Raw genomic sequence first — 21376 nt, 5'->3', positions numbered from 1 at the left:
TCACCTATTGAAATCGCTCAGAGTAAGTTAGCGTGAACGAACAGGGATTGGCATTGGTGCTCTTGCACAACAGCGAATTCAACACTATCGGCGCGAGCGTGACCGTTGTTGTGTAGACATAATACTTCGGCTGGGAGGGATCAGAGTTAGTTGAATCGCAGACAGAATTGCTCTCGCCGCAAATGAGCTGAATGCTGGGAATCGGATAACGGGTGTCGGCCTTGGCCAGTGCCGTTGATGCCCAACTGGACGCGCTGGTGACGTCCGGTGGCGGGGAATACAGGATGGATTGCCCGAAGTTACGCAATGCCTGCCGCGCCGATATAAACCTGAAGCCCGCCACCGCAATGTCGGCAAGCGGCAAGAGCACGATCAACATCAGGAAAAGCCAGACGGCCGGGACCTCAAGCGCAACGGCGCCGCGTTGATCCGCCAGGAAAGATGATTTGCGGCTCACGACAGACCTCGACGCGGCCGAAAGGCTCGTCAAGACCGGTGCCGCAAAGGTAACCACGCTCCTGGCTCCCGTCCGCATCTGAATTCACCTCAACGCACGAAGGAGGTTCAGCATCGGCCCTCCGCCCAGGATGACGAACATCGCTGGAAGCAGGAACAGCACCATCGGAACAGTCAGCTTGGCGCCCAGCTTGTGGGCTCGTTCTTCCAGCTTGGTGATACGTTCCCGACGGAGGTCGGACGCGATGCTGCGCAGGGCCTGGCTCAACGGCGTTCCGTATTGCAGGCTCTGGCTGATCATGGTGCCGAAGCGGCGGAGACCCTCCGACCTCGCTCCCAGCTTCTCGAACGCGTCGAAGCGATTCGGCAGGATCCGGAGATCATCGAGCAGATCGGTCAGCACGCCGGCCATGGGGCGATTGGTCTGGCTGATTTCAACCGCCACGCGCTGCAGCGCGCTCTCCAGGCCCATTCCCGCTTCGCTGCACACGACCAGCAAATCGATGGCATCCGGCATGCCGAGCCGAATGGCAGCATCGAAACGCCGCTTCAGCGACAGCATGATCAATCGCGGTCCCATGATCCCGATCACCACGCCGACAAGCCCGAAGACCAGCAAATTCGCCCCTAACAGCTGCGCAAAGAGGAAGGCAGCGATCGGGACCGCAAACATGCAGAAGATCTTGACACCGATCCAGATCGACAGGGTTCGATGATGATTGAAACCGGCCGATTGAAGGATCGTTCGCAATTCCTCGATGTTTTCCTCGGCATAGAAGCGCCGATACCGCGCACCCAGCGATGAGAACCAACCGACAATGTCCTTGGAGCGTGCCGTTTCGTCAGGGATACCCAGCACCGCGTTCGACACCCGTGCGTCCAATGCACGGATGTGAATTTCGCGGATCAGCAACAGGAAGGTCGCAGTCGCAGCTGCGATGGCGAGAGCGACCAGGCCGAGACCTGCGGTCATAGCGCTGTGTCCCTTCTGATCATCCAACGGATCACGAAGTGTCCGATAACCACCGAAGCGGCCGCGTAAGCCAGCATGATGTTTCCGGTCGGATCACGGAACAATATTTCGATGGTTTCCGGATTGAGCGAGTAGATCACGCCACCGACAATGAACGGCGCGAGCGACAGTGCACGTGACGAAAAGATCACCTCGGCGGCGAGAGCCTTCGCGCGGGCCGCCAGCGCAACACGCTGCCTCACGGTATCTCCGAGGATCTGCAGGGTTTCGGCCAAGCTGCCGCCTGACTTCAACTGCACGGCAAGCGTCACTGCAAAGATGCCGTATTCGGCCACTTGCGTTCGCCGGTAGATGCCTTCGATGACGTCCTCCGGAGGCCTGCCCATATTCAGTTCGCTGCATGCAATCGCAAACTGCCCGGCTGTCGGTTGCGGCATATCGCGAGCGATGGTCCGGAACGCTTCGTGGACGGGCAGCCCGGATCGAACGGTGCTTGTGACGAGCTGGACCGTGTCAGGCAGTTGCCGGAACAGTCCGTCGGTAAAACGATGCGCCTGCCATCCGAACAGACCCCGCACCACCATGATGGCTATGAATGCAGCCACGATGGACACTTTGGTGGTGGAAAATTGCAACGGGCTAACGGCAATCCAGAATGCCGCTGCTGTGATGATACCGGCAAGCACCACATAGGCCGGGTGCCATGCGTAAGGGACCTCGGGACTGTAATTGACCAAGCGGTTGAGCAACTGCGAGCGGGATCCGGTCTCCGCCCGACGAATTGAGGGCAGGCTGGCCGCATGCGAGGCAGGCAGAGCCATCGCCACCTGACGATTGATGCGTCGCTGTCGAGCGTCGAGCCACAACGACGTGCACGCCGCACACATCAGCAGCACAAGGACAAAGACGATCACAGACAGCGGTATCATATGTGCTCCATGGCCTCGGCCCAGGCTCGCTCGAGCCCAAAATAGACAAGACGGCTCTTGAATTTCGGGACTGCCTTGGTCGACTTGTAGGCGCCCTGGATCCTGCCGTGGACGTCTTCCTCCTTGTACTCGAACATGGCGATGTCGTTGGTCGTGATCACCTCGCCTTCCAGGCCGACCACCTCGCTGATCTGGACAATGCGGCGCTGTCCATCCCGCATGCGCTCGACCTGGACGATGATGTCCAATGCAGCGACGATCTGAGTTCGAATCGCCCGCGATGGCAGATTGACCTGGCCCATCTGCACCATGTTTTCGACACGCGTCAGGGCGTCACGGGTGCTGTTGGCATGCACCGTGGAAATCGAACCGTCATGGCCGGTGTTCATCGCTTGCAGCATGTCAAATGCTTCGGCGCCGCGCACCTCGCCCACCACGATCCGGTCGGGACGCATGCGCAGCGCGTTCCAGAGCAGATCTCGCTGCGTCACCTGCCCCGTGCCTTCGAGGCTCGGCGGCCGCGTTTCCAGACTGATGACGTGCGGCTGTTGCAGCTGCAACTCCGCCGCATCCTCGATGGTGACAACGCGTTCGCCGTGGTCGATGAACTGGCTCATGGCGTTCAGCATCGTCGTCTTGCCGGAGCCGGTGCCGCCGGAGACCAGGACGTTGAGGCGGCAGCGGGAAGCGACCTCGAGCAGTTGGCCAATGCCCGCGCTCATCGAGCCGTTCGCGATCATCCCGGCGATGTTCAGCCGCCGGCTCGGGAACTTTCGGATCGAGATGCAGGGACTATGGATCGCCAGCGGCGGAAGGATGATGTTGACGCGGCTGCCGTCCGGCAGGCGGCAGTCCACCATCGGACTGGACTCGTCGACACGCCGCCCGACCTGCGCGGCGATCTTCTGCGCCACGGATGCGATATGATCGTTGTCGCGGAATCGCACCGCGATCCGCTCAAGCTTGCCGGCTCGCTCCACATAGATGTTGCTCGGTCCGTTGACCATCACATCGCTGATTGATTCATCCAGCAGGAGCGGACGGAGCGGACCGTAGCCGGTCATGTCGTCCGCGATCTCGTCCGCCAGCAGAAGCTGCTCGCGACCCGACAGTTCGAGCCGTTCCTCATTGGCGATGCCGTGGATGATTTCCTCGATCTGCCGCCGCAGAACGTCGCGCGGAACCGTTGCAGCCGCCGACGGTTCGATCTGCTCGATGACCCGTTCGCGCAACGAGGCCGACATCACCGGATGATGATGGTGAACCGGGGCTTCGTCGCGCCTCGGCGTCAAGCCTGGCGCCGATTCCGGCAAGCTTGGTATCGGCGGCGGCACGCTTACCGTCGATAGGCTCGGTGGCGATTCAGGCACTGGCGTCAATGAAGGCAAACGGGCCGCCGGGTCGTCTGCGCGCCTCCCGAATTTTTTCATAGCCCGAGCAGCCTCCGTAAGCGTCCCTTCCGCTGGCCGCCGACACCAGTGATCTCCCGCACGATCGGGGCAAGGTAACGTCGCAATCCCCTGACGTGCTTGAGAGCCGGAATTCCGAGATTGACTGCCTGGGTCATCCCCTTTCCGAGATCGGGAATCACCATGTCCGGCTCCGCGCCCAGGGCCTTGACGATCGTTGCCCTGGGAAGGCCCCCGGGCCGATTGGCCCGATTGAGCAAAGTGAAGACCCGATCCTTGCCCGCAATGTTGGTGACGGCGTTGCGGAGCGCGTGGGCATTGCGAAGTCCGGTCACTTCGGCTTCGAGCAGCACGAGAACGTGCCGCGATAGCGTGAGTACCGGATGCATCGACGGCCCAAACGGGACCGGTATGTCGACGACAATGTAATTGAAGCGTTGACGGAGCAGACCCAGCACGTGTCGCACGCCAGCCTCAGTGATGTTGAGCTGCGCATCCAGATCCTCAGCGGCCGAAATCAGGCAAACCCGCTCGTTGACATCAATTGCCGCGCGCTCGAGGAACAACGTGTCCGCCCGCATCGGGTTTTCCAGGGCAGTCCGGAGCCCTGGCCCGGGCTGAACGCCCAGCATGACTGCCGTTTCACCATTCTGCAGATGAAGGTCAAGCAACGCGACCTTGGCCTTGGTGGCCTCGGCAAGTTGCAGTGCGAGATTGATGGCGATGCTGGTTGCTCCAGCGCCTCCCTGTGCCCCGCAGATCGAGATCACATGCCCGCCACGATCGGTATGACTGGTCGGCACGTCGCCGATCAGCTTCGGGCGCAGCATGTCCAGCACCATGTCACGCGTGATCGGCTTCGGAAGGTACTCCGTCACGCCGATTTCCATCAGCTCGCGGTAGAAAATGATCTCCCTGCTCTCACCGATCAGAGACACCCGGACGTCGGGTGGGCAGACGCTTGCCAACCTTTCCAGTTCGGTAAACGGATCATCGATACCACTGATGTCGACCACAAGTGCATAGAGCTCAGTGTCGGTTTCGAGCATCCGTATGGCGTTGCGGATCGTGCCGCGCTTGATCGCCAGGTTGCTGCCTTCGAGGCCTTTGCGCAGAGCCGCGGCGCTCAGCTCGTCATCGACGAAACAGACGACCCGGTCGCGCGCCACGACGGATACAGCTTCAGGCTGACTTACCATTGCCATGTTCATCATCTTTTCTCCTGCAACTTGCCGGAGTAGCCGGCCGCCGCCGCCGTCGTCGTTGGAGTAGTCTGGCGGGCAGCCTCCGGCGACCCATCGCAGCTGACGTCCGTGAGGCCGTTGTCCGGGCCTTCTCTCCTGACCGAGAACTCCTTACGCTCACCGCCGGAATGAACCACCACCGCTGTCGTGTGGCCGGCAACTGCATTCTGACGGGCAAGCTCAGGCGACACATCGCAGCTCGACATGGCGCCGCCGTCCGGCTTGTCCCATTGGTCGACAGCCGCGCGCACGGACAGCGAGAGCGTTCCGAGCTGTTTTGCGACCGTGATCTTCTTGACCTGGTCAGGCCCAAGCTCCAGTGACACGGTTTGCGCCTGTTTGCCTGTCACGCCACTGATGCCGCGCCCGCCCTGCACGATCTCCTGATCGATAGCGATGACCCGAACGTTGCGCAAAACGGTTTCGCTCAGGGCACGGCGCGCCGGATTTCCCTTCTCGAACACCTGGGTCAACAAGACATCCACGTAGTCGCCCGGCCTGATCAGGCCGGAGACACCGGACTCCTCGTCAACCTTGATGCTGATGGCACGGCTGTCCGGTGCCAGGACGCTGGCGAGAAAGCCTCGATCCTTCGGGCGCAAGATGTCTTGCAACGTCACGGGACTGCCGGCGTCGACGAACTTGCGAACCAGAGCACCGGGAAGTCCGGCCTTGGAGTCGGGCGTCTCAAGGATCGCTCCCGCCGGAACACTTTCCGGAGCGGACGTACGTATCGCGAAGTCCTCGTCACGGGCCAATGTGCCCCTTGGCAGCGCACGCGCCGCAACGAAATAACCGACCGTCGTTGGCGCCGCAGGTGCGGCCGCCGCCGGCGCGCTCTCCGCGATCGCCACGGGGCCCTGTTTCGGCTGGTTCATGTTGAAAGCAATCAGCCCGAACGCGGTGGTTGCGAGCAACAGCACGACGATGATCGAAATACGCAAAGCGGAAGACATCTCAAAATCCTTTGCTCAAAATCGTCCAGATGCCACCGCAGGCTATGGCAACGCCATACGGCAGCGGTGCGTGCCGCAGATGGCGCCAGCGCTCTACCGCGTAGACCCGGCGCGCGAACGACGATCCGGCGGGAGCCAATCTCGGATATGGCAGGTTGCGCATCACCAGATGCGCGAGGGCAAGAACGCCGCCGGCCAGTGCAGTGACGGTCAGCAACTGGATCACGCCGGTCAGCGGGAGGCCGACTGCCAGGGCAACCAGCAACTTGACGTCGCCGCCGCCAATCGCTCCGCGTGTGTAGATAGCGAACAGCAGCAGAAACAGGATCGCGGCGACGACCAGCGACTCCGCGACCTGCATCGGGCCGGCAAATTGGCTCACGATCCCGAGCAGTGCCAGCGCCAGACAAATCTCGTTTCGGATCAGCCGCGTCGCGACATCGATCGTCGCCACATACAGCAACAACAGGATTTGGAGGACCGAGGCTATGGAAACAATCCAACTCATCAAATACACGCCTCAAAACAGTAAAAAAATACACGTCTAAAAAAGGGTTGTCGAAGCTTCAAATGTCTCCGTCAGACGGCGATTTCAAACTCCAGATGCGATGGCTATGGCATTACTGATCGCAGTGAGCGCGCCCGTTAGCGCCGCCGAGACATCGTTGCCAGGACCGAACACGGCGATCACTGCGACCACGACACAAACAGCGAGGATCACGTATTCGAAGGACACTACACCGCGCCTGTCCGTACGGAGAGGCTTCAAAGCTTCAATGATCTTTGCGCAATACCCCAACACCGGAAAAATCCTTCCTTGGCCTGAGGGGCTTTTCAAAAACGAGACGTCCGTGCAATCCGACCTGTAAAATGAAATCCTGAGTATATGGGCAGCGGGTACGGGGGAAGCCGCTGGCCTCCCCCCTTCCAGCAGTCAAATCAGAGGCCAGCCATAGCGGTCGAGATCTTGCTGATCCCGGCGTGCAGCGCAGACGAGACGCTGGTGTCGGTCTTGAACACCGCGATCACCACGGCGACGATGCAAGCCGCGACGATGATGTACTCGAACGACACCACGCCCTTCTTGTCGGCGACCAGATTCTTCAGAGCTTCCGTGGCCTTGATGTAATGCTTCAACATAGGAAAAAATCCCTTTTTACGATGAATTTACGCAATACCGTTGGCGAGCAAAATCCGGTGCCAACTGGAATTTGTTTATAATGTCTCGCCAGTTGACTGTCATCCGGTAATCGTTCGTTAACCCTACCAACGCATCCGCCAGCGACGCGCCCGGCAGGGCTACTGCGCAGACAATCGCCGGAATCCCTTGAGATGACTGAGAATTCCCTACGCTCGGCAATCGCCTCGGCGCCGGTCCGTGCGAATACGGTGTGGGACTTCCGGGGATACGAAGCAAGGCGGATCATGCGGCAAAGCGGCGCGGACATGATCCATGTAGAGCATGCGGAATGCAGCAGAGGCTTCGGCGCAAATTCCCGCAAGCCGTGCTCAGCATCCCTTGGCCCGGGCACGATTTCAAGTAACGGCGAAACCGCTTTGACAGTGGTGCTGGCGCTCGATCCGGGTCCAGCGCACACCGAACGTGGATGATGGCCACCTCGCCCACATTAGGTCCACTCACCGTCTGGCGGTTGATCGAGCGGACCGACAGTCCAGGTCGACGAGAGAGAAGCATAGTGTCGATCTTCGATTCGCCGACCAGATCCTGAAACGGATGAACTCGCGCACACCGGGTGAATGCCCACAATGGTCGCGCGCGGGTCGACCACGATCACCCCGGTCGCGACAACGGCGGCTGCGATCGCTGCGCTAAATGCTGTCCGTGCTGCGGGGATGACTTTCCAGCCTTGCGGCCGGCGCCACGAAAAGATGCTCGCCTAACGGATCGGCAATGAAGGACGAAATCAGTGCAAAAAGGTCGGCGTGGCGTGCATGGGCAAGATCATGCCGACGGCGAGCAACCGAGCAACCCTGAGTGGAGGCAAGCTTGACTTCGCTGTCAGGATCTAGGCAGTGCGAGCCAGAAGACAGATCGCAACGGGATCACGCGTGCCTAAGTCCAGCAGCCTCCACTCGCTGATATGTAAGAGCGACGCCCTAAGGTGCAGGACCCGGCCGCCCTGTACGAACGGTCAAATCAGAGGCCAGCCATCGCGGTGGAGATCTTGGTGATACCCGCGGCCAGAGCAGTCGAGACGCTGTTGTCAGTCTTGAACACGGCAATCACCACGGCGACGATGCAAGCCGCGACGATGATATACTCGAACGACACAACGCCGTCCTTGTCCGTGCGCAGACGCTTTAACGCGTCGGTGGTCTTGTTGTAAAACTTGGACATGGAAAAATCCTTTTTACTAGGATGAATTTTACAAAGCCGTCGGCGGGCAATCCCAGTGCCAACGGTTAAATTTTACAGTATCTCGCATTAAATTGTCACTGCTAATTCTTCCTTAACCTTACTGTGGCAGGGGCGCCCCCGTATTTGCGCGGGGAAAAGCATGAAGTGCGACAAAATTGCCGAAAATTCCCGCGTAGAATCGGAGCCGCCGCCACGGCCGGCATCGGTTTCGTATCCAGCCGTTGCTGCCTGGAAACAATCGGACGACCAGTTACAAAAAGCGACGATCGGATGATGTCATCGGCCACCTCCGTTTGTTCTGTGGCCTTCGGCACTGGCGTCGCTACGCTGGCCGCACCGGCGCGAGCGTTCCAAGATCCAGCGTCTGGGGCTCGGCCTGCCAACGACGTTCAACATACAGACAGCAGCGTTGACGCATCCAGATGCCTCGCTGTCGCAACGCGCCCTTGCAATCGAACGAACGGCATTTCAAGGAATCCCAGTTTTCCTGGGCTCCGCGTTCAGTGGATGCGTGCGCCGAACGTGGACGACGGCCACCTCATCGGCATAGGCCCGTTCCCAGTCCGGCAGTCGATCGAGCAGACCAACAGCTCGAGTCGACGGGAGCAGCAATGTTGTGTCGATCTTGTACTCGTCGAGCAATCGGACGAAGTCCGGAATATCCTGCAGCGAAAGGGCTCGCGAATAGCGGTTGATAAAGGCCGGCCCATAAAGTTCGGCACGTGAATCGATGAACGTCGGAATGCCCTGGAACATCAGATATCCGCAGAAGTAGTAGTCGTTCAAGACGCGACTGGCCTTCAACTCCTTGAGCTTTTCCACGGCGGCGCGCGGAACGAGTGGCGGCGTGTTGTCCACCGTCGCCACGATCAACCCTGTCGCGACAACGAGGGCGGCGATAGCCGCGACAAACGCTGTCCTTGCTGGTTGTACGACTTTCCGGTGTTGCAACCGGTGCCACGAAAGATGCTGGCCCAACGGACCCGCAACGAACAACGGCGCAACCAGTGCGAAAACGTCGACATAACGTACATGTGCGAGGGTCTGCCAGATGACCGCGAGCAGCGCGGCAATCCTGATCGGAGGCAACTTGAGTCCGCTGTACAGGACGTAGGCAGCGCCAGCGAGCAAGCATATTGTTACGGGATTTGTTTCGCCGAAGTCGAGCGGTTGCCACTCGCCGATCTTTGAAAGAACAGATCCCAGCTTCAAAATGCGCAGTGTGACCAGGATCGATTCCGGTCCATACGGGGTGATGCAGGCGGCCGCGAGTGCAAGCCCGCCAAATCGAAGCCATTGCAGCGCGACCGACACGCGGGCGGATTTATCTGCGGTCCAAAGCGCCTCCAACGCGAACGGCCCGATCAACGCCAGGCCCAGCGTAAAGCTGCCATGCAGGTTCGCCCAGAGAGTGATGAGTGGGAGATACCAGAGTGAAGGCGCTCGTCGTTGTTCGCTTGCCTCTATCAGGGCGTTAGCCCACAGCACCATCAACGGAAAGATCAGGACATGCGGCCGGGCCAGCGTGTGGGTCGCCGTCATGGCGATTGCGGCTCCCACCATCATCACGACCGGCACGTTCGGCAATCTTTTCAGTAACAGGCGAGTGAGCAGAAAAATCGCTGCAGACGCCGACAGCGCGGCAAGCATTACAGGCCCTGGCCATCCGGCCAATTTGAACGCCGCGCAATAAAGGACTTCTGACAACCACGCGCTGGTGATCCAGGGTGCGCCGGGCATCGTGAAGGAGAACAGATCAACGTGCGGTACGGCACGATGATCAATGATCCACTGCCCGACCACGATATGCCAATAGATGTCGGCGTCGCTTAACAGGCTGACCATCCTGGCGATAAGCGTCAGGTACGCCGTGGCCGCGAACAAGAGCGGCAGCCAGGCCCGAAGGTGATCGCTCTGCTCAGGGGCAGCGCTGAGCCTCGCTTCTGGATCCACTTGTACCGAATGATCGCTTGAAAGCATGCTCGCCATCCCGGATGCCAATCAATGTCAACTTCAACCCATAGGCGCAACCCAATGGCCGCCAAATTCGCTCGGCTCCACAGCAGCTCGCGAGCCGGCCTCACCTCTGCGGCTTGGATTGCCGCCATTGCATGACCGCAAGCGACGGCATGCTCGGCGCTGTCGGCGCGACAGCTGGCCTGCGGCGCTCCTTGTCCGGGAGCTTTGAACTACGCCAATTGAAGAGCCGCACCATCCGGGGCTCGAATTCGGCAGCAGCGCGGTACGGCGGTCGCAGGACGGGCGCCGTTCAGGCGCTGTCGAGGGCGACGCCGGCGGCGCTCCAATCAATCCAACAAAACGGCAAACACAGGTCGACCGCAACAAGCAGCTGCGCGCATGGCTAACACCGCAGTCACGTGGCAAGCGTCCGGCGCTTCGATGACACGCGTGTCGTGTCATCGAGGCCAGAAGCTCGAGGAAGCCGAAGAACGACGTTCGAAAATGTCAAAGCCGCGAGGTCGGAAACCTGAGCTAAGTTATTGAAAAGATGGCGCGAGAGGCGCCACTCACCCCCGCCGTGACAGCGTGAAAAAAGCGCAAGCGAAATCAATAGACCCTGACAAGTTCAGCTCATTTGGAGGGGCGGTCCAACTCCAAAAGTGATCGCACGCGTGACGCCGCCGAAATTCGGGCAGCTTCATACGCCGGCTAACCATGAACGCGACTTCCACGCGAGCTCACGTTGTTCGGCGACTGTCTTGATGCTACGAGTGCCTGCGACGCGAACGGGAGAGCGCAAGCTTGGAATCTCGTCATATCGCGCAAGGCAATCCTGCGCACCTTCCGCGCCTGGAGCTGAGGGCGCTCACAGGGCTGCGCGGAATTGCGGCGACGGTCGTCGCTCTGGCGCACTTCCATCCAACACTGCCCTATGACCTCCAAGAATTCTTCTTCTGGCATGATGCCGCCGTCGATCTGTTTTTTTGCCTGAGCGGCTTCACGCTTTCGTACGTCTACAGTGGGACGAACTTTCAGTTCTCGCACTACCTGACAGCGCGGATCGCTCGCATTTATCCCCTGTATCTTGTCACGCTAATCATTGTCGGGGCGACCTATACGCTGCCCGTTATCGTCAACCCAACGACCTATCCCGCAAGCACGGCCCTCACCGACTTTGTGCTGCAGTTGTTGATGCTGAACGCCTGGCCGGTCGTCGGTACCGGCGTGCATTGGAACATGCAGTCCTGGTCGATATCAATCGAATGGTTCTGCTACATCCTGCTGTTTCCGCTGCTGCTGCGTTTGAGGGCGCCGCGTTCGGAAAACGTCAAACTGCTCTGTGTCATCACACTCACTGCCGTTTCCTACGCTCTTTTCGTCAGGTTTTTCGACGAACGGTTGACAAACCCCGAGCTCTATGTCGCAGAGAGCCATTGGAGCTACTGGGTGAATCTCGTGCGAGGAATCGCTGGCTTCACGACGGGATGGATCGCGTTCTCGAGCTTTGAGCAGCGGGACGAGATCCACAAGCTCTGCACGAAGTTCTCAGCCGTCATCTGGCTCTGCTTCGGCGCCATTCTGGTCTTGCTGTACTTCGGCCTCGCAAATTCGCACGTGCTCGTCTTTTTGTTCCCGTTCGTGGTGCTCGCCGCGACAGATCAGACCTCGGCGACATCGCGCTTGCTAGGATCGAAGGCACTGCACTTTCTCGGCGTCATTTCCTATTCAATCTATTTGATGCACTTCATCGTCTTCCTCTTGTTCCGACTTGCTTTCGGTGTGTCTAACACGTGGTCGATTTGGGTATACGCAGCACTGATCGTTGCGACCTTTGGCATCTCGGTCCTCACCTATTTTGTCATCGAAAGACCCGCGCGCGACGCGGTCAGATCGCTCCAAAGAAGACCGGCCGATCTCGCAGCGAGGGCGTAAGCACCTATGCTGGCAGACCGCCCAGCGCGAGAGTTACTTTCACCCACCGCTTTCGCGGTGCATGCCGCGCGGCGTACAGCTGCATCCGCGAAAATACGGGGACATCGACGGCTAGTTTGCCGCCGGACAGACCTTCACGGCAGCATTGCCGTCGGTCGTGCCATTCAGCGGCGAGGTCATGGCCCCACGCCGCACTTGCCATTCTCAGTAACACGTCCCGGAATCCCCTCCGAGCCGCCCGCAACTCTCCGGGTTCGATTGTCCCCACTGCGCGACCGCCAGCGGCGGCTTGCCGGCGTCGGCCGGCGCTGCCGATTGCCTGCTGCGCTCTTCCTCGAGCAGCTGCGAATGAAGCTTCTGGATCGTACGCATACGACGAGGACCGCGTGATGGACGCATGCGCGCGGGTACGGCGAGCTCTATGATGGCGTTGCGTGAAGGTCAGGCGGCCTGCTGATCGGCGGGCTTGTCGGCTTGGCGCAGGAGCTTCCATTCCCAGGGCAGCAATTCGTGCAGACGCGATGCGGGAAGATCGGCGATACGGGCGAGGACGTCGGCGAGCCAGGCTTTCGGATCGACGTCGTTGAGACGACAGGTCGTGATCATCGTCAGCATGATGGCGGCACGGTCGGCACCACGCTGGCTGCCGGCGAAGGTCCAGTTGCGCCTTCCCAAGGCGATGCCTCTCAATGCGCGCTCAGCACAATTGTTGGTCAAGCAGATCCTGCCATCGTCGAGGAAGCGGGCGAAGTCGTCCCAGCGCCTGAGCATGTAATTCATAGGCTTCAGGACCTCGGAGGAGCGAGAGAGGGTTTCGCGCTCACGCAGCAACCAGGCGTGCATGTCCCCGAGGAGCGGCTTGCTCTTTTCCTGGCGCACGGCGCGCCGCTCTTCGGCGCCGCAGCCGTTAATGGCGCGCTCGATCTCGAACAACACATCCAGGCGCCTGACCGCCTCCAGCGCGATCGGAGAGACCGGTTTACCTCTCTTGCCTTCCCGGGCATTCTTCTCGATGTCAGCCAGCTCGAAGAAGCCCCGCCGCGCATGGGCGAAGCAAAACGCCGGCGTAATCGGCAGCACCTTCTTCTGCGGGTCGAACAGTGGCTCGAAGCCGTTGTAGCAATCGGCTTGCAGGATGCCGGCGAAGGCGGCCAGATGCTTCTGCGGATGCTCGCCTCGTCGGTCGCTCGAGGCGTAATAGACCGCCGCCGGCGGCGCAGGCCCGGCAAAGGGCCGGTTATCCCGCACATAAGTCCAGATCCGCCCGGTCGTGCACTTGCCCTTCGCCAGGATACGGATGGTGGTGTCATCGCCATGAAGGCGCTCAGCAGCGAGCACATGGCGTTCGATCAAGTGGAAGAGTGGCATGACGGCGAAGGTCCCGTGGCCGACCTGGTCGGCCAGCGTCGACAGCGGCAAATCGATCCTCTCGGCCTTAAAGCGCGCACTCTGGCGGTTGAGCGGGATATGCATGCCGAACTTGTCGAACAGGATCGTCGCCAGCAATTGTGGGCCGATGAAGCCGCGCGGCGTGGCATGGAACGGCGCAGGCGGCTGGCTGATCTTCTCGCAATCGCGGCAGGTGAACTTCTCGCGCACTGTTTCGATGACCTTGAAGCGACGCGGGATCTCCTCCAGCGTCTTGGTCACATCCTCGCCGACCTTCGCCAGCCGCGATCCGCCGCAGCAGGCGCAGCTCGTCGGAGCGTCAATGACGACGCGCTCGTGTTCGATGTCGTCCGGCCAAGGCTTGCGCACCGGCCGCTTGCGCGTGAAGGGGCGGACGTTCTGCGTCTTCGCCGCTGCGGCCTGCGCCGCAAGCTCATCCTCGCTCGCCGTGGCGACGAGGTCTTCGAGCTCCAGTTCCAACTGCTCGAGCAGCCGCGCCGTGCGCTCGGAGCGCTGCCCGTACAGTTCGCGTTTCAGCTTCTCGATGCGCAACTCGAGATGAGCGATCAGCGCCTCGGTATCCGACAGTTTCGCCTGCGCATTCGCGGCTTGCGCCTGCCAGTTGGCGGCCTTCGCCTCGGCTTTCTGTCGCGCCTCACGCTCGGCCTGCAGCGCCGCCAGGGCACTGACAAGGTCCGATGGAAGATCATCCGGCTTCGATATCATGGAGCCATTGAATCAGATCGAGCCGCAGATTCAAACCGTAAAACGACTATCCGACCCGCGTCGGACGCTGGGTTTCTTGAGGGTTGCGCCAATCGATCCCGGACAACAGATAGCTCAACTGCGCCGGAGAGATCGTTACCGATTCACCAGCAACCGATGGCCAGATGAACCTGCCTCTCTCGAGTCTTTTGGTGAACAAGCAGGCGCCCTGGCCATCGTGCCAAATGACCTTCAATAGATCACCGCGTTTGCCCCGGAAGCAGAAAAGACCGCCGCCCATGGCGTCGCGCTTGAGCACTTCCTGCACGCGCAGAGCCAGGCTCGGAAAGCCGCACCGCATGTCGGTATGGCCCGTCGCCAGCCACACCCGCACGCCCGTCGGGATCGGGATCATCGGCGCGCCAGGCCCCGAGCAATTCGAACGACCGCCTCGATATCCGCACCGGGGCCGAAGACCACGCGCAGCCCCTGAGGGCTCACGATTTCGATCTGACCTGTCTCGACAGCTTCCGTCGTTGGCGGCGTACTTGCCGCAACTATCGCAGGGACGAATGTCGGGCCGATCGAATCCTCTTCGGCCGGATCATGACAGGTCCAAGCCTTGCGCCAGCTCAGCAGAAGCTGACGTGATATCCCATACCGGCGAGCCGTCGCCGACACCAGTCGTGGCCCCGAGAAGCTCTCCTCTACGATTCTGAGCTTCTCCGCACGCGTCCAGCGTCGCCGCCGACCGGTCTCCACCAAATCCATGCGGCTCAGCACCGCACTGTCCTTATGTACGTCCATAAGGACAGTCAGCTACAGATCGGAAAAACTCGCAAGACGGCCGCCCTCGGACGGATACTCTGGATCTGCACGTTTCGCTCGAGCAGGGACATTGTCCTTGCCTGAACCTGCCCTGCCAACGCCTTGCGCAGGGCATTCTCCCGATCGAGCAATTCGGGAAACGGAAGCAGCGGCCGTGCGAGCTCCGTCGCCTTGATCACGCAGGACGCCCTCGCCTCCGCCTGTGCGATCTGGTCTGGGAAGACGGCGGGGAGGTCGGGCAGGATCACTATAGCGGGCCCGCCGTTATTGACATGCCAACCGGACGCCGGACTGCGGATTGGGGCGGGGAGGCCTGGGACGGGAAGGCTTGGCCGAAGCGCGCGAGATGTCTCGTCGCCCTTTCGCTTTGCATCCTGCTGGCCTGTTGCGGGGGAGCCGCCAGCAGAGCGATCGAAATTAGAGAATACCTTGAAAGACGAGCCTTCCAGAGGTTCCACAAGCAGATTAGAAAAGCCCTCGCAAGGGATTTTCAATTTATGTCTGCGTAGCCGAGTTCCAATCGAATACGGAGCGGCCTCGCCAACGCGCCCGATTCACCGTAAAGGAGCTCTGCTCTCCTTATTTTGCAAATTTGGATTACTCTAAAGAATATCGAGGGATGGCGGATGAAGATTGCTCGTTCGTCTCGATCGGACCAGCATATTTCAGCGCTCTGGCGCAGATTAACGACAAATCATAGAGTTCGCGCAGTGTCAGATGCCAAGCGGCTTTGCCCCAACATGATCGTCGACAACGAGACGGCGAATTTGCAGCGCTGTCCTAATTCCGTTGCAACTCCCTAATTCGTTGGCATCAGAATGGCCAAGCAGACCATTTGTCTGAGCATGATCGTCAAGAACGAAGCGCCGGTCATCGAGCGCTGTCTTCGATCGGTGCTTCCCCTTATCGACTATTGGGTGATCTGCGACACCGGCTCGACCGACGGAACGCAGGACATCATCCGCAGCTTCTTCGCAACGCACGGCAAGCCCGGTGAGTTGCATCAGCGGCCCTGGAAGGACTTCGCAAACAATCGCAGCGAAGCACTCTTGCTCGCGCGCAACAAGGCGGACTATTCGCTCATCATAGACGCAGACGATGCGTTTGAGGTTCCGGTCGACAATGCGCTCCCGAACCTGACCGCCGATTCATACTCCGTTGATATCAAAGACAGTTCAATTCAGTATCAACGCACGCAGCTCGTACGCAACGCCCTTCCCTGGTGCTATCGCGGCGTGCTGCATGAGTTCCTGACCTGCGATGCGGCGAATTCCTCGGACCACCTCCCCATTTTCATGCGCCGCAACCACGATGGGGCACGCCGCCGCGACCCGAACACCTACCGGAGAGATGCCGCGATCTTGGAGGCTGCGCTCCAAACCGAAACCGACCCCTTCATGCGCTCTCGTTACACTTTCTACCTTGCGCAAAGCTGGCGAGACTGCGGAGAACAGCATAAGGCTCTTTCGCGTTATCTGGAGCGCGCCGAGCTCGGCTTCTGGACCGAGGAAGCCTTTTACTCGCTCTATCAAGCCGCGAAACTAAAGCAGCAACTCAAGTTTCCCGCGCAAGAAATCATCGAATCCTACCAGCGCGCCGCCGATTTTCTGCCCAGCCGCGCCGAGGCATTACATGGCGCAAGCGGATTCTGCCGCTTGGCTGAGCGCTTCGAGGAAGGCTATCGGCTTGCTCAACGCGGGATCGACATCCCGCTTCCCGCTTCAGGTCTGTTTGTCGAGAACTGGATCTACCGCTACGGATTGCTCGACGAACTGGCGGTCAATGCATATTGGTCCGGCCACTACAAGGAGAGCATAGCCGCCTGCCAGCAGCTTCTGTCGTCCGGCCCGCATCTGCCGGCGGCTGACCGCGCAAGGATCGAAGCGAACGAACAGTTCGCGAGAGAGAAGCTGGCTGCGCGCCCCCGCAAGAGGATTGCCGTCTACACGATTGCGCTGAACGAAGCGGCGCACGTCGAGCGTTGGTGCAAATCCGCTGCCGACGCAGACCTCCTCGTCGTCGCTGATGCCGGCAGTACGGACGACACGGTCGCGCTGCTCCAAGCCGCCGGCGCAATCGTGCATCGTACCACAGTGAAGCCGTGGCGATTTGACGATGCACGAAACGCCTGCCTGGCTCTCATTCCCGAAGACGTCGATATCTGCATCGCACTGAATATGGACGAAATGCTCGTCAGCGGCTGGCGCCAAAAACTGTTGGAGACGTGGAACGATGACACCACACGTCTTGCATACAGTTTCGCAAGGGGCACCACTGCGCCGGGACAGCACAAGATCTTTCGAAAGAGCAAAATTCACAGCCGAACAGGTTATCGCTGGCGGCGCGCCGTACACGAAGATCTTCAATATACTGGCACCGACGAGAAGGTGGCGGAGACGCACGACCTTCTAATCGTACAACAGCAGGATGAAACGAAGAGCCGCGCCCAATACCTGCCACTAATGGAACTGGCGCACAGGGAAGATCCCGCCGACGCTCAGCTGTGCTTCTGGCTTGCGCGCGAACTGATGTACGTGGGAAGACACTCGGAAGCGGCTGAGTTCTTTCATCGCTATTTGTCGCTTCCCTGGCATTGGCAGGAAGAGCGGTCCGAGGCGATGCGCTTCCTTGCGAAACTCGAGAAGGACAAGGCTGAAGCTTGGCTTCAGCAAGGACTCGCAATCGCGCGACACAGGCGAGAACTATGGCTCGACCTGAGCGAGCTTTACCACTCGAAGTCCGAGTGGACCAATCTGCTTTGGAGTTGCAGTCAGGCTTTGCACATTTGCCGAAAGACCGGATCCTATTTGGATGACCCCGACGCGTGGGGCTTCCGCATTGATGATCTTACAGCCTTGGCGTACCACCATCTTGGCTTGCCTGATAAGGCCATCAAGCACGGCGAAGCAGCTTTGAACGCGAAGCCCAACGACCCGCGGCTCGCGAAAAACCTGGGTTTCTACCGAGATCAACTCGGCTCGATGGGACGCGAATATATCAGCAAGCATCGGGCAATACTGACGGCCGCGCAACCACGCAGGAACGTGACGGCAGAATCGGCCGCCAGCTTCAGACCAACCCGGCCTCTGGGCGGGACAGAACTCATGGTTGAGGCGCTTCAGGGGCGCCTCGGAACCATGAACGAAAAAATTGACCTCAGAATAAACAGCTTCGATATCGGAAGCTTGACAGGAAGGCCCCTCGTCCTTTGGATGCACCACAATGCGGATCAACAAGCGGTTCAGTGGTGCTCAGATCCCGAACTGGTTTCCCGGGTGGCGACATTTGTGTTCGTTTCGCAGTGGCAACTGGAAAGATACAAAGCCGCTTTCGACATCCCGCGGCACAAGTGCGTCGTTCTAAGGAACGCAACATCGATTGATCCGCAGCGCAGAGCATGGAAGCGCGCTTTGCCATTGAAGTTCGCATACACAAGCACCCCCTTCCGGGGCCTGTCGATCTTGCTTGACGCGTGGGACGAACTGAATGCGCCTGATGTCGAGTTGCACGTTTGGTCTTCCATGAAACTGTATGCAATGGAGGACCATGATTACAGCGATCTGATTTCACGAGCTTCCGATACGCCCGGCGTCACTTATCACGGGCTTCTGCCAAATGAGGACCTCAAGCGCGCGCTCAGAGGCATCCATTTTTTGGCGTACCCATCGATTTTCGAAGAGACGTCTTGCCTTGCGGTTATTGACGCCATGGCGGCGGGATGTCGCGTAATTGTCCCCAACCTCGGAGCGCTTCCGGAGACCACAGCAGGATTTGCGCGGCTCTATCCGTGGAGTGATAACTCATCAGTCCACGCTCATGAATTTGTCCGAGCTTTACGGGACGAGATTGCCAACCCTTGGCAAGGCCGTCCGGATTTGGCGGTCGCGCAGCAAGACTTCTGTCAAGCGACGTTTGACTGGGAGATTCGCAAAAACGAATGGAAGTACCTGATTTCAAGGCTAAGTGAAGCGGATATTGAGTAGTTATACTCGCTACGCGAGAACCTTTTGCAACTTTTTTGCATCGTGACCGAGCCTGCAACGGTTGACTCTGAATATTGCCACATGGGGGAGCAGCAATGAGCATCTCTGCGATAGACGAATTTCGCCGGCAGCACAAAATTCAAATGGAGCAAGACGAGGTCGAATACATTGTTTCCGCCATCCGAACAGCTCCAGCGAATGCGCTAATGATCGAGTGGGGGTCGGGAGCCTCGACCATCAGGTGGCTTGAAGAAATGAGTGGTTCTCAAGGCTTGGTTTCAATCGAGCACAACCTGGATTGGCATGCCATTGTGAAGCCGATCGCGGAGGCTTCGTCGCAGCTGTCTCAACGCCTGCAGTATTATCTCTGCCAACCGAGCGCATATTGGCAGCACGGCTACGGTGAGACTCGCGAAGAAAATCCGATCGGGCTCGACGATTATTTTGCTCCCGACGATACGATCTTTGATGCTGACATCTTTTTGATCGACGGTGTGGCGCGGGGTGTCTGTGCGATGAACGTTCTCTACCGATCGCGAAAGCCTAATCCGATTATCTTGCTACATGACTGGTATCCACGACAACCGTGGTATTCATGGGCCGTTCGCCAATACCCAGTTGTTGAGCGCGTTGGATCAACACTCGTCCGGTTAGGTAAAGGTTGCACTGAAAAACGCGAGAGAGGGATCGCATCCACTGATTGAGTTATCGGCCCGCGACCTGAGCACGATGCGCCTCTCTCGGTCGACCAAATGCTCTCCGAACCACGGAGCTGGACGTCGTGTCTGCAATATTGTGGGCACACGGTCCGCGGAAATCAGTTCTTTCAGATAGACGGTTTGTTCGTTCGGTCCGACTCGTTCCGGAGACCGAGGCTAATCGCGATGGTTTTCGTGGATTCGCGCTGGATGACTCACAAGGCGCATGCGCCGACTGTCAGCAAATAAGCCTCCTATTCGGGCCAAGGAGAGCAAGTCGTTCTAGGATCGAAATGAGGCGTGGTTCGTTACGTCTCAACGATAACTTGGCGCGCCGGTACGCTTGGTGGGCGTTGTATGAGCATTTCGAAACACGGCTCACGGTTGAACCCAGCAACACGCAGGATCCGGCCGATCGCGGATAACCGGCCGATCCTCCGTTCGGTCTCACTTGAGCTTGCTGGTGACTGGGGTAACATGGTTCCCGCCGCGGCGCTGCATGTGCTCGAACGCATGCGCGAGGCCTGTTTCGACGCCGTGCGCCTTGTCTCGGACGATCAACCCGCGCGCCTGCGGGTCGACGAACATGCGTCCGGCGGCCCACCTGCAATCTGGCTGCATTCCAACGAAGCCGATCTTGCCTGGATCATTGTCGACATCGGCGAGCGCGATTGGTCGAGGCTGGCCTATCAGTTCGGCCACGAACTCGGTCACGTCACGGCAAACTCCTGGCGAGCGAATGCTGAGCCGGGTGGGCCTTGCCAGTGGCTCGAGGAGGCGATGGTCGAGGCGTTCTCCCTGCGGGGCCTCGGCTTGCTGGCCGATAGTTGGTCACGCGATCCGCCGTTTCGGGGCGATAGCGGCTTCGGTGCGGCAGTCGCCGTCTATCGGCAGAATATCGTCGAGCGCTACGGCAAGCTGGCCGTCGAACAGGGCAACATGAAGGATTTCAGCGCGTGGTTCGGGCAGCATCGCGCCAAGCTAGAGGCTGGGCGGGGCCTCAGTCCCTTCGCCCAAGTGGCCTCTCTTTCGATACTCACTGAATACGAACGCGCTCCGAGCGCCATGGAAGCACTTGGGGCGCTGAACAGATGGCCAGGGCGCAGCACCATCCCGTTGGAGAATTATCTCGATGCCTGGCAGGCGAGCTGCCAGGAATTGCGAGTTGCGACCGACCTACCGCTTCGGCTACGAACCCTTCTCGGTGTTAGCTAAGCGCCCTCAGCGCGCCGCAACACATTGCTTGGCCGCAACTCTGATTGTCGCCACTGCGTAACCGCCAGCGGCGGCTTGCCCGCGTCGGCCGGCGTGACCGATTGCCTGCTGCGCTCTTCATCGAGCAGCTGCGAATGAAGCTTCTGGACCTGCCCGTTTTTCGCTCGAGTAGGGACATTGTCCCTGCCTGGACCAGACTGCCAACGCCTTGCGCGGGGCATTCGCCCGATCGAGCAATTCGGGAAACGGCGTATCCCTCCGCTAAGGGCCGCCTTGTTTGATGGGCGCGAGCGCTGCAGGTCCTAGGGGTAATCCTA

Annotated in this window: 18 protein-coding genes; 4 read left to right on the top strand and 14 right to left on the bottom strand. The window is 59.6% G+C overall.

Annotated features, from left to right (window positions below; all coding sequences use genetic code 11):
- Positions 1-4: 4 nt before the first annotated feature.
- The 10 genes from HAP48_RS33090 to HAP48_RS33045 form a co-directional block, all read right to left on the bottom strand.
- Positions 5-457 carry a hypothetical protein gene (locus HAP48_RS33090; RefSeq protein WP_166204048.1) on the bottom strand — a complete coding sequence of 151 codons (453 nt, stop codon included), beginning with the start codon at positions 455-457 and terminating at the stop codon, positions 5-7.
- An 84-nt stretch (positions 458-541) separates the two neighbouring features.
- Entirely contained in the window at positions 542-1429 is an 888-nt protein-coding gene (locus HAP48_RS33085; RefSeq protein WP_166204047.1) for a type II secretion system F family protein, read from the bottom strand.
- On the bottom strand, positions 1426-2358 hold the full coding sequence (locus HAP48_RS33080; protein ID WP_166204046.1) for a type II secretion system F family protein: 933 nt from the start codon (positions 2356-2358) through the stop codon (positions 1426-1428). Before HAP48_RS33080 ends, HAP48_RS33085 begins: the two co-directional genes overlap by 4 nt.
- Positions 2355-3788, bottom strand: coding sequence for a TadA family conjugal transfer-associated ATPase (locus HAP48_RS33075; protein WP_166204045.1), 1434 nt, complete (start codon positions 3786-3788; stop codon positions 2355-2357). Before HAP48_RS33075 ends, HAP48_RS33080 begins: the two co-directional genes overlap by 4 nt.
- Positions 3785-4981, bottom strand: a complete 1197-nt coding sequence (locus HAP48_RS33070) for a CpaE/TadZ family protein (RefSeq protein ID WP_224496717.1) — start codon at positions 4979-4981, stop codon at positions 3785-3787. The genes HAP48_RS33075 and HAP48_RS33070 overlap by 4 nt, the downstream gene beginning before the upstream one ends.
- Positions 4978-5934, bottom strand: a complete 957-nt coding sequence (gene cpaB, locus HAP48_RS33065; RefSeq protein ID WP_234622337.1) for a Flp pilus assembly protein CpaB — start codon at positions 5932-5934, stop codon at positions 4978-4980. The genes HAP48_RS33070 and cpaB overlap by 4 nt, the downstream gene beginning before the upstream one ends.
- Before the next feature lie 34 nt (positions 5935-5968).
- Positions 5969-6475, bottom strand: coding sequence for an A24 family peptidase (locus HAP48_RS33060; protein WP_166204043.1), 507 nt, complete (start codon positions 6473-6475; stop codon positions 5969-5971).
- A gap of 431 nt (positions 6476-6906) precedes the next feature.
- Entirely contained in the window at positions 6907-7107 is a 201-nt protein-coding gene (locus tag HAP48_RS33055; RefSeq protein WP_166204042.1) for a hypothetical protein, read from the bottom strand.
- 1018 nt (positions 7108-8125) lie between these two features.
- The gene (locus HAP48_RS33050; RefSeq protein ID WP_166204041.1) at positions 8126-8326 is read right to left on the bottom strand and encodes a Flp family type IVb pilin; all 201 of its coding nucleotides are present in this window, start codon (positions 8324-8326) and stop codon (positions 8126-8128) included.
- A 489-nt stretch (positions 8327-8815) separates the two neighbouring features.
- On the bottom strand, positions 8816-10327 hold the full coding sequence (locus HAP48_RS33045; protein ID WP_210292711.1) for a hypothetical protein: 1512 nt from the start codon (positions 10325-10327) through the stop codon (positions 8816-8818).
- 783 nt (positions 10328-11110) lie between these two features.
- On the opposite strand from HAP48_RS33045, the gene HAP48_RS33040 reads away from it, so the two are divergent.
- A complete protein-coding gene (locus tag HAP48_RS33040) occupies positions 11111-12241 on the top strand; it encodes an acyltransferase family protein (protein ID WP_210292710.1) in 1131 nt (376 codons plus the stop codon).
- Between the two features lie 204 nt (positions 12242-12445).
- On the opposite strand, the gene HAP48_RS33035 is transcribed toward HAP48_RS33040, so the two are convergent.
- From HAP48_RS33035 to tnpA, 4 genes are all read right to left on the bottom strand, one after another.
- Entirely contained in the window at positions 12446-12613 is a 168-nt protein-coding gene (locus tag HAP48_RS33035) for a hypothetical protein (protein WP_166204040.1), read from the bottom strand.
- A 69-nt stretch (positions 12614-12682) separates the two neighbouring features.
- On the bottom strand, positions 12683-14356 hold the full coding sequence (gene tnpC, locus HAP48_RS33030) for an IS66 family transposase (RefSeq protein WP_166204039.1): 1674 nt from the start codon (positions 14354-14356) through the stop codon (positions 12683-12685).
- Positions 14357-14402: 46 nt separating this feature from the next.
- On the bottom strand, positions 14403-14750 hold the full coding sequence (gene tnpB, locus HAP48_RS33025; protein WP_063676425.1) for an IS66 family insertion sequence element accessory protein TnpB: 348 nt from the start codon (positions 14748-14750) through the stop codon (positions 14403-14405).
- Entirely contained in the window at positions 14747-15142 is a 396-nt protein-coding gene (tnpA, locus tag HAP48_RS33020) for an IS66-like element accessory protein TnpA (protein ID WP_166204038.1), read from the bottom strand. The genes tnpB and tnpA overlap by 4 nt, the downstream gene beginning before the upstream one ends.
- A gap of 839 nt (positions 15143-15981) precedes the next feature.
- On the opposite strand from tnpA, the gene HAP48_RS33015 reads away from it, so the two are divergent.
- The 3 genes from HAP48_RS33015 to HAP48_RS33005 all read left to right on the top strand — a co-directional run bounded on the left by HAP48_RS33015 (position 15982) and on the right by HAP48_RS33005 (position 21059).
- Entirely contained in the window at positions 15982-19146 is a 3165-nt protein-coding gene (locus HAP48_RS33015) for a glycosyltransferase (protein ID WP_166204037.1), read from the top strand.
- A gap of 95 nt (positions 19147-19241) precedes the next feature.
- A complete protein-coding gene (locus HAP48_RS33010) occupies positions 19242-19850 on the top strand; it encodes a hypothetical protein (protein ID WP_166204036.1) in 609 nt (202 codons plus the stop codon).
- 351 nt (positions 19851-20201) lie between these two features.
- Positions 20202-21059 carry a hypothetical protein gene (locus HAP48_RS33005; RefSeq protein WP_166204035.1) on the top strand — a complete coding sequence of 286 codons (858 nt, stop codon included), beginning with the start codon at positions 20202-20204 and terminating at the stop codon, positions 21057-21059.
- Positions 21060-21376: the final 317 nt, after the last annotated feature.

The organism is Bradyrhizobium septentrionale (assembly GCF_011516645.4).
Classification (GTDB): Bacteria; Pseudomonadota; Alphaproteobacteria; order Rhizobiales; family Xanthobacteraceae; genus Bradyrhizobium; species Bradyrhizobium septentrionale.
Note: the sequence above shows the minus strand (reverse complement) of the source record. Positions and strands in the feature narration are given on the sequence as shown.

Coding starts and splice junctions, on each gene's coding strand:
- HAP48_RS33070 (WP_224496717.1), bottom strand. CDS start 4,981: ATGATGAACATGGCAATGGTAAGTCAGCCTGAAGCTGTATCCGTCGTG.
- tnpC (WP_166204039.1), bottom strand. CDS start 14,356: ATGATATCGAAGCCGGATGATCTTCCATCGGACCTTGTCAGTGCCCTG.
- HAP48_RS33015 (WP_166204037.1), top strand. CDS start 15,982: ATGGCCAAGCAGACCATTTGTCTGAGCATGATCGTCAAGAACGAAGCG.
- HAP48_RS33005 (WP_166204035.1), top strand. CDS start 20,202: ATGAGCATTTCGAAACACGGCTCACGGTTGAACCCAGCAACACGCAGG.
- HAP48_RS33045 (WP_210292711.1), bottom strand. CDS start 10,327: ATGCTTTCAAGCGATCATTCGGTACAAGTGGATCCAGAAGCGAGGCTC.
- HAP48_RS33055 (WP_166204042.1), bottom strand. CDS start 7,107: ATGTTGAAGCATTACATCAAGGCCACGGAAGCTCTGAAGAATCTGGTC.
- tnpA (WP_166204038.1), bottom strand. CDS start 15,142: ATGGACGTACATAAGGACAGTGCGGTGCTGAGCCGCATGGATTTGGTG.
- HAP48_RS33075 (WP_166204045.1), bottom strand. CDS start 3,788: ATGAAAAAATTCGGGAGGCGCGCAGACGACCCGGCGGCCCGTTTGCCT.
- HAP48_RS33060 (WP_166204043.1), bottom strand. CDS start 6,475: ATGAGTTGGATTGTTTCCATAGCCTCGGTCCTCCAAATCCTGTTGTTG.
- HAP48_RS33010 (WP_166204036.1), top strand. CDS start 19,242: ATGAGCATCTCTGCGATAGACGAATTTCGCCGGCAGCACAAAATTCAA.
- tnpB (WP_063676425.1), bottom strand. CDS start 14,750: ATGATCCCGATCCCGACGGGCGTGCGGGTGTGGCTGGCGACGGGCCAT.
- HAP48_RS33050 (WP_166204041.1), bottom strand. CDS start 8,326: ATGTCCAAGTTTTACAACAAGACCACCGACGCGTTAAAGCGTCTGCGC.
- HAP48_RS33080 (WP_166204046.1), bottom strand. CDS start 2,358: ATGATACCGCTGTCTGTGATCGTCTTTGTCCTTGTGCTGCTGATGTGT.
- HAP48_RS33035 (WP_166204040.1), bottom strand. CDS start 12,613: ATGCGTACGATCCAGAAGCTTCATTCGCAGCTGCTCGAGGAAGAGCGC.
- HAP48_RS33085 (WP_166204047.1), bottom strand. CDS start 1,429: ATGACCGCAGGTCTCGGCCTGGTCGCTCTCGCCATCGCAGCTGCGACT.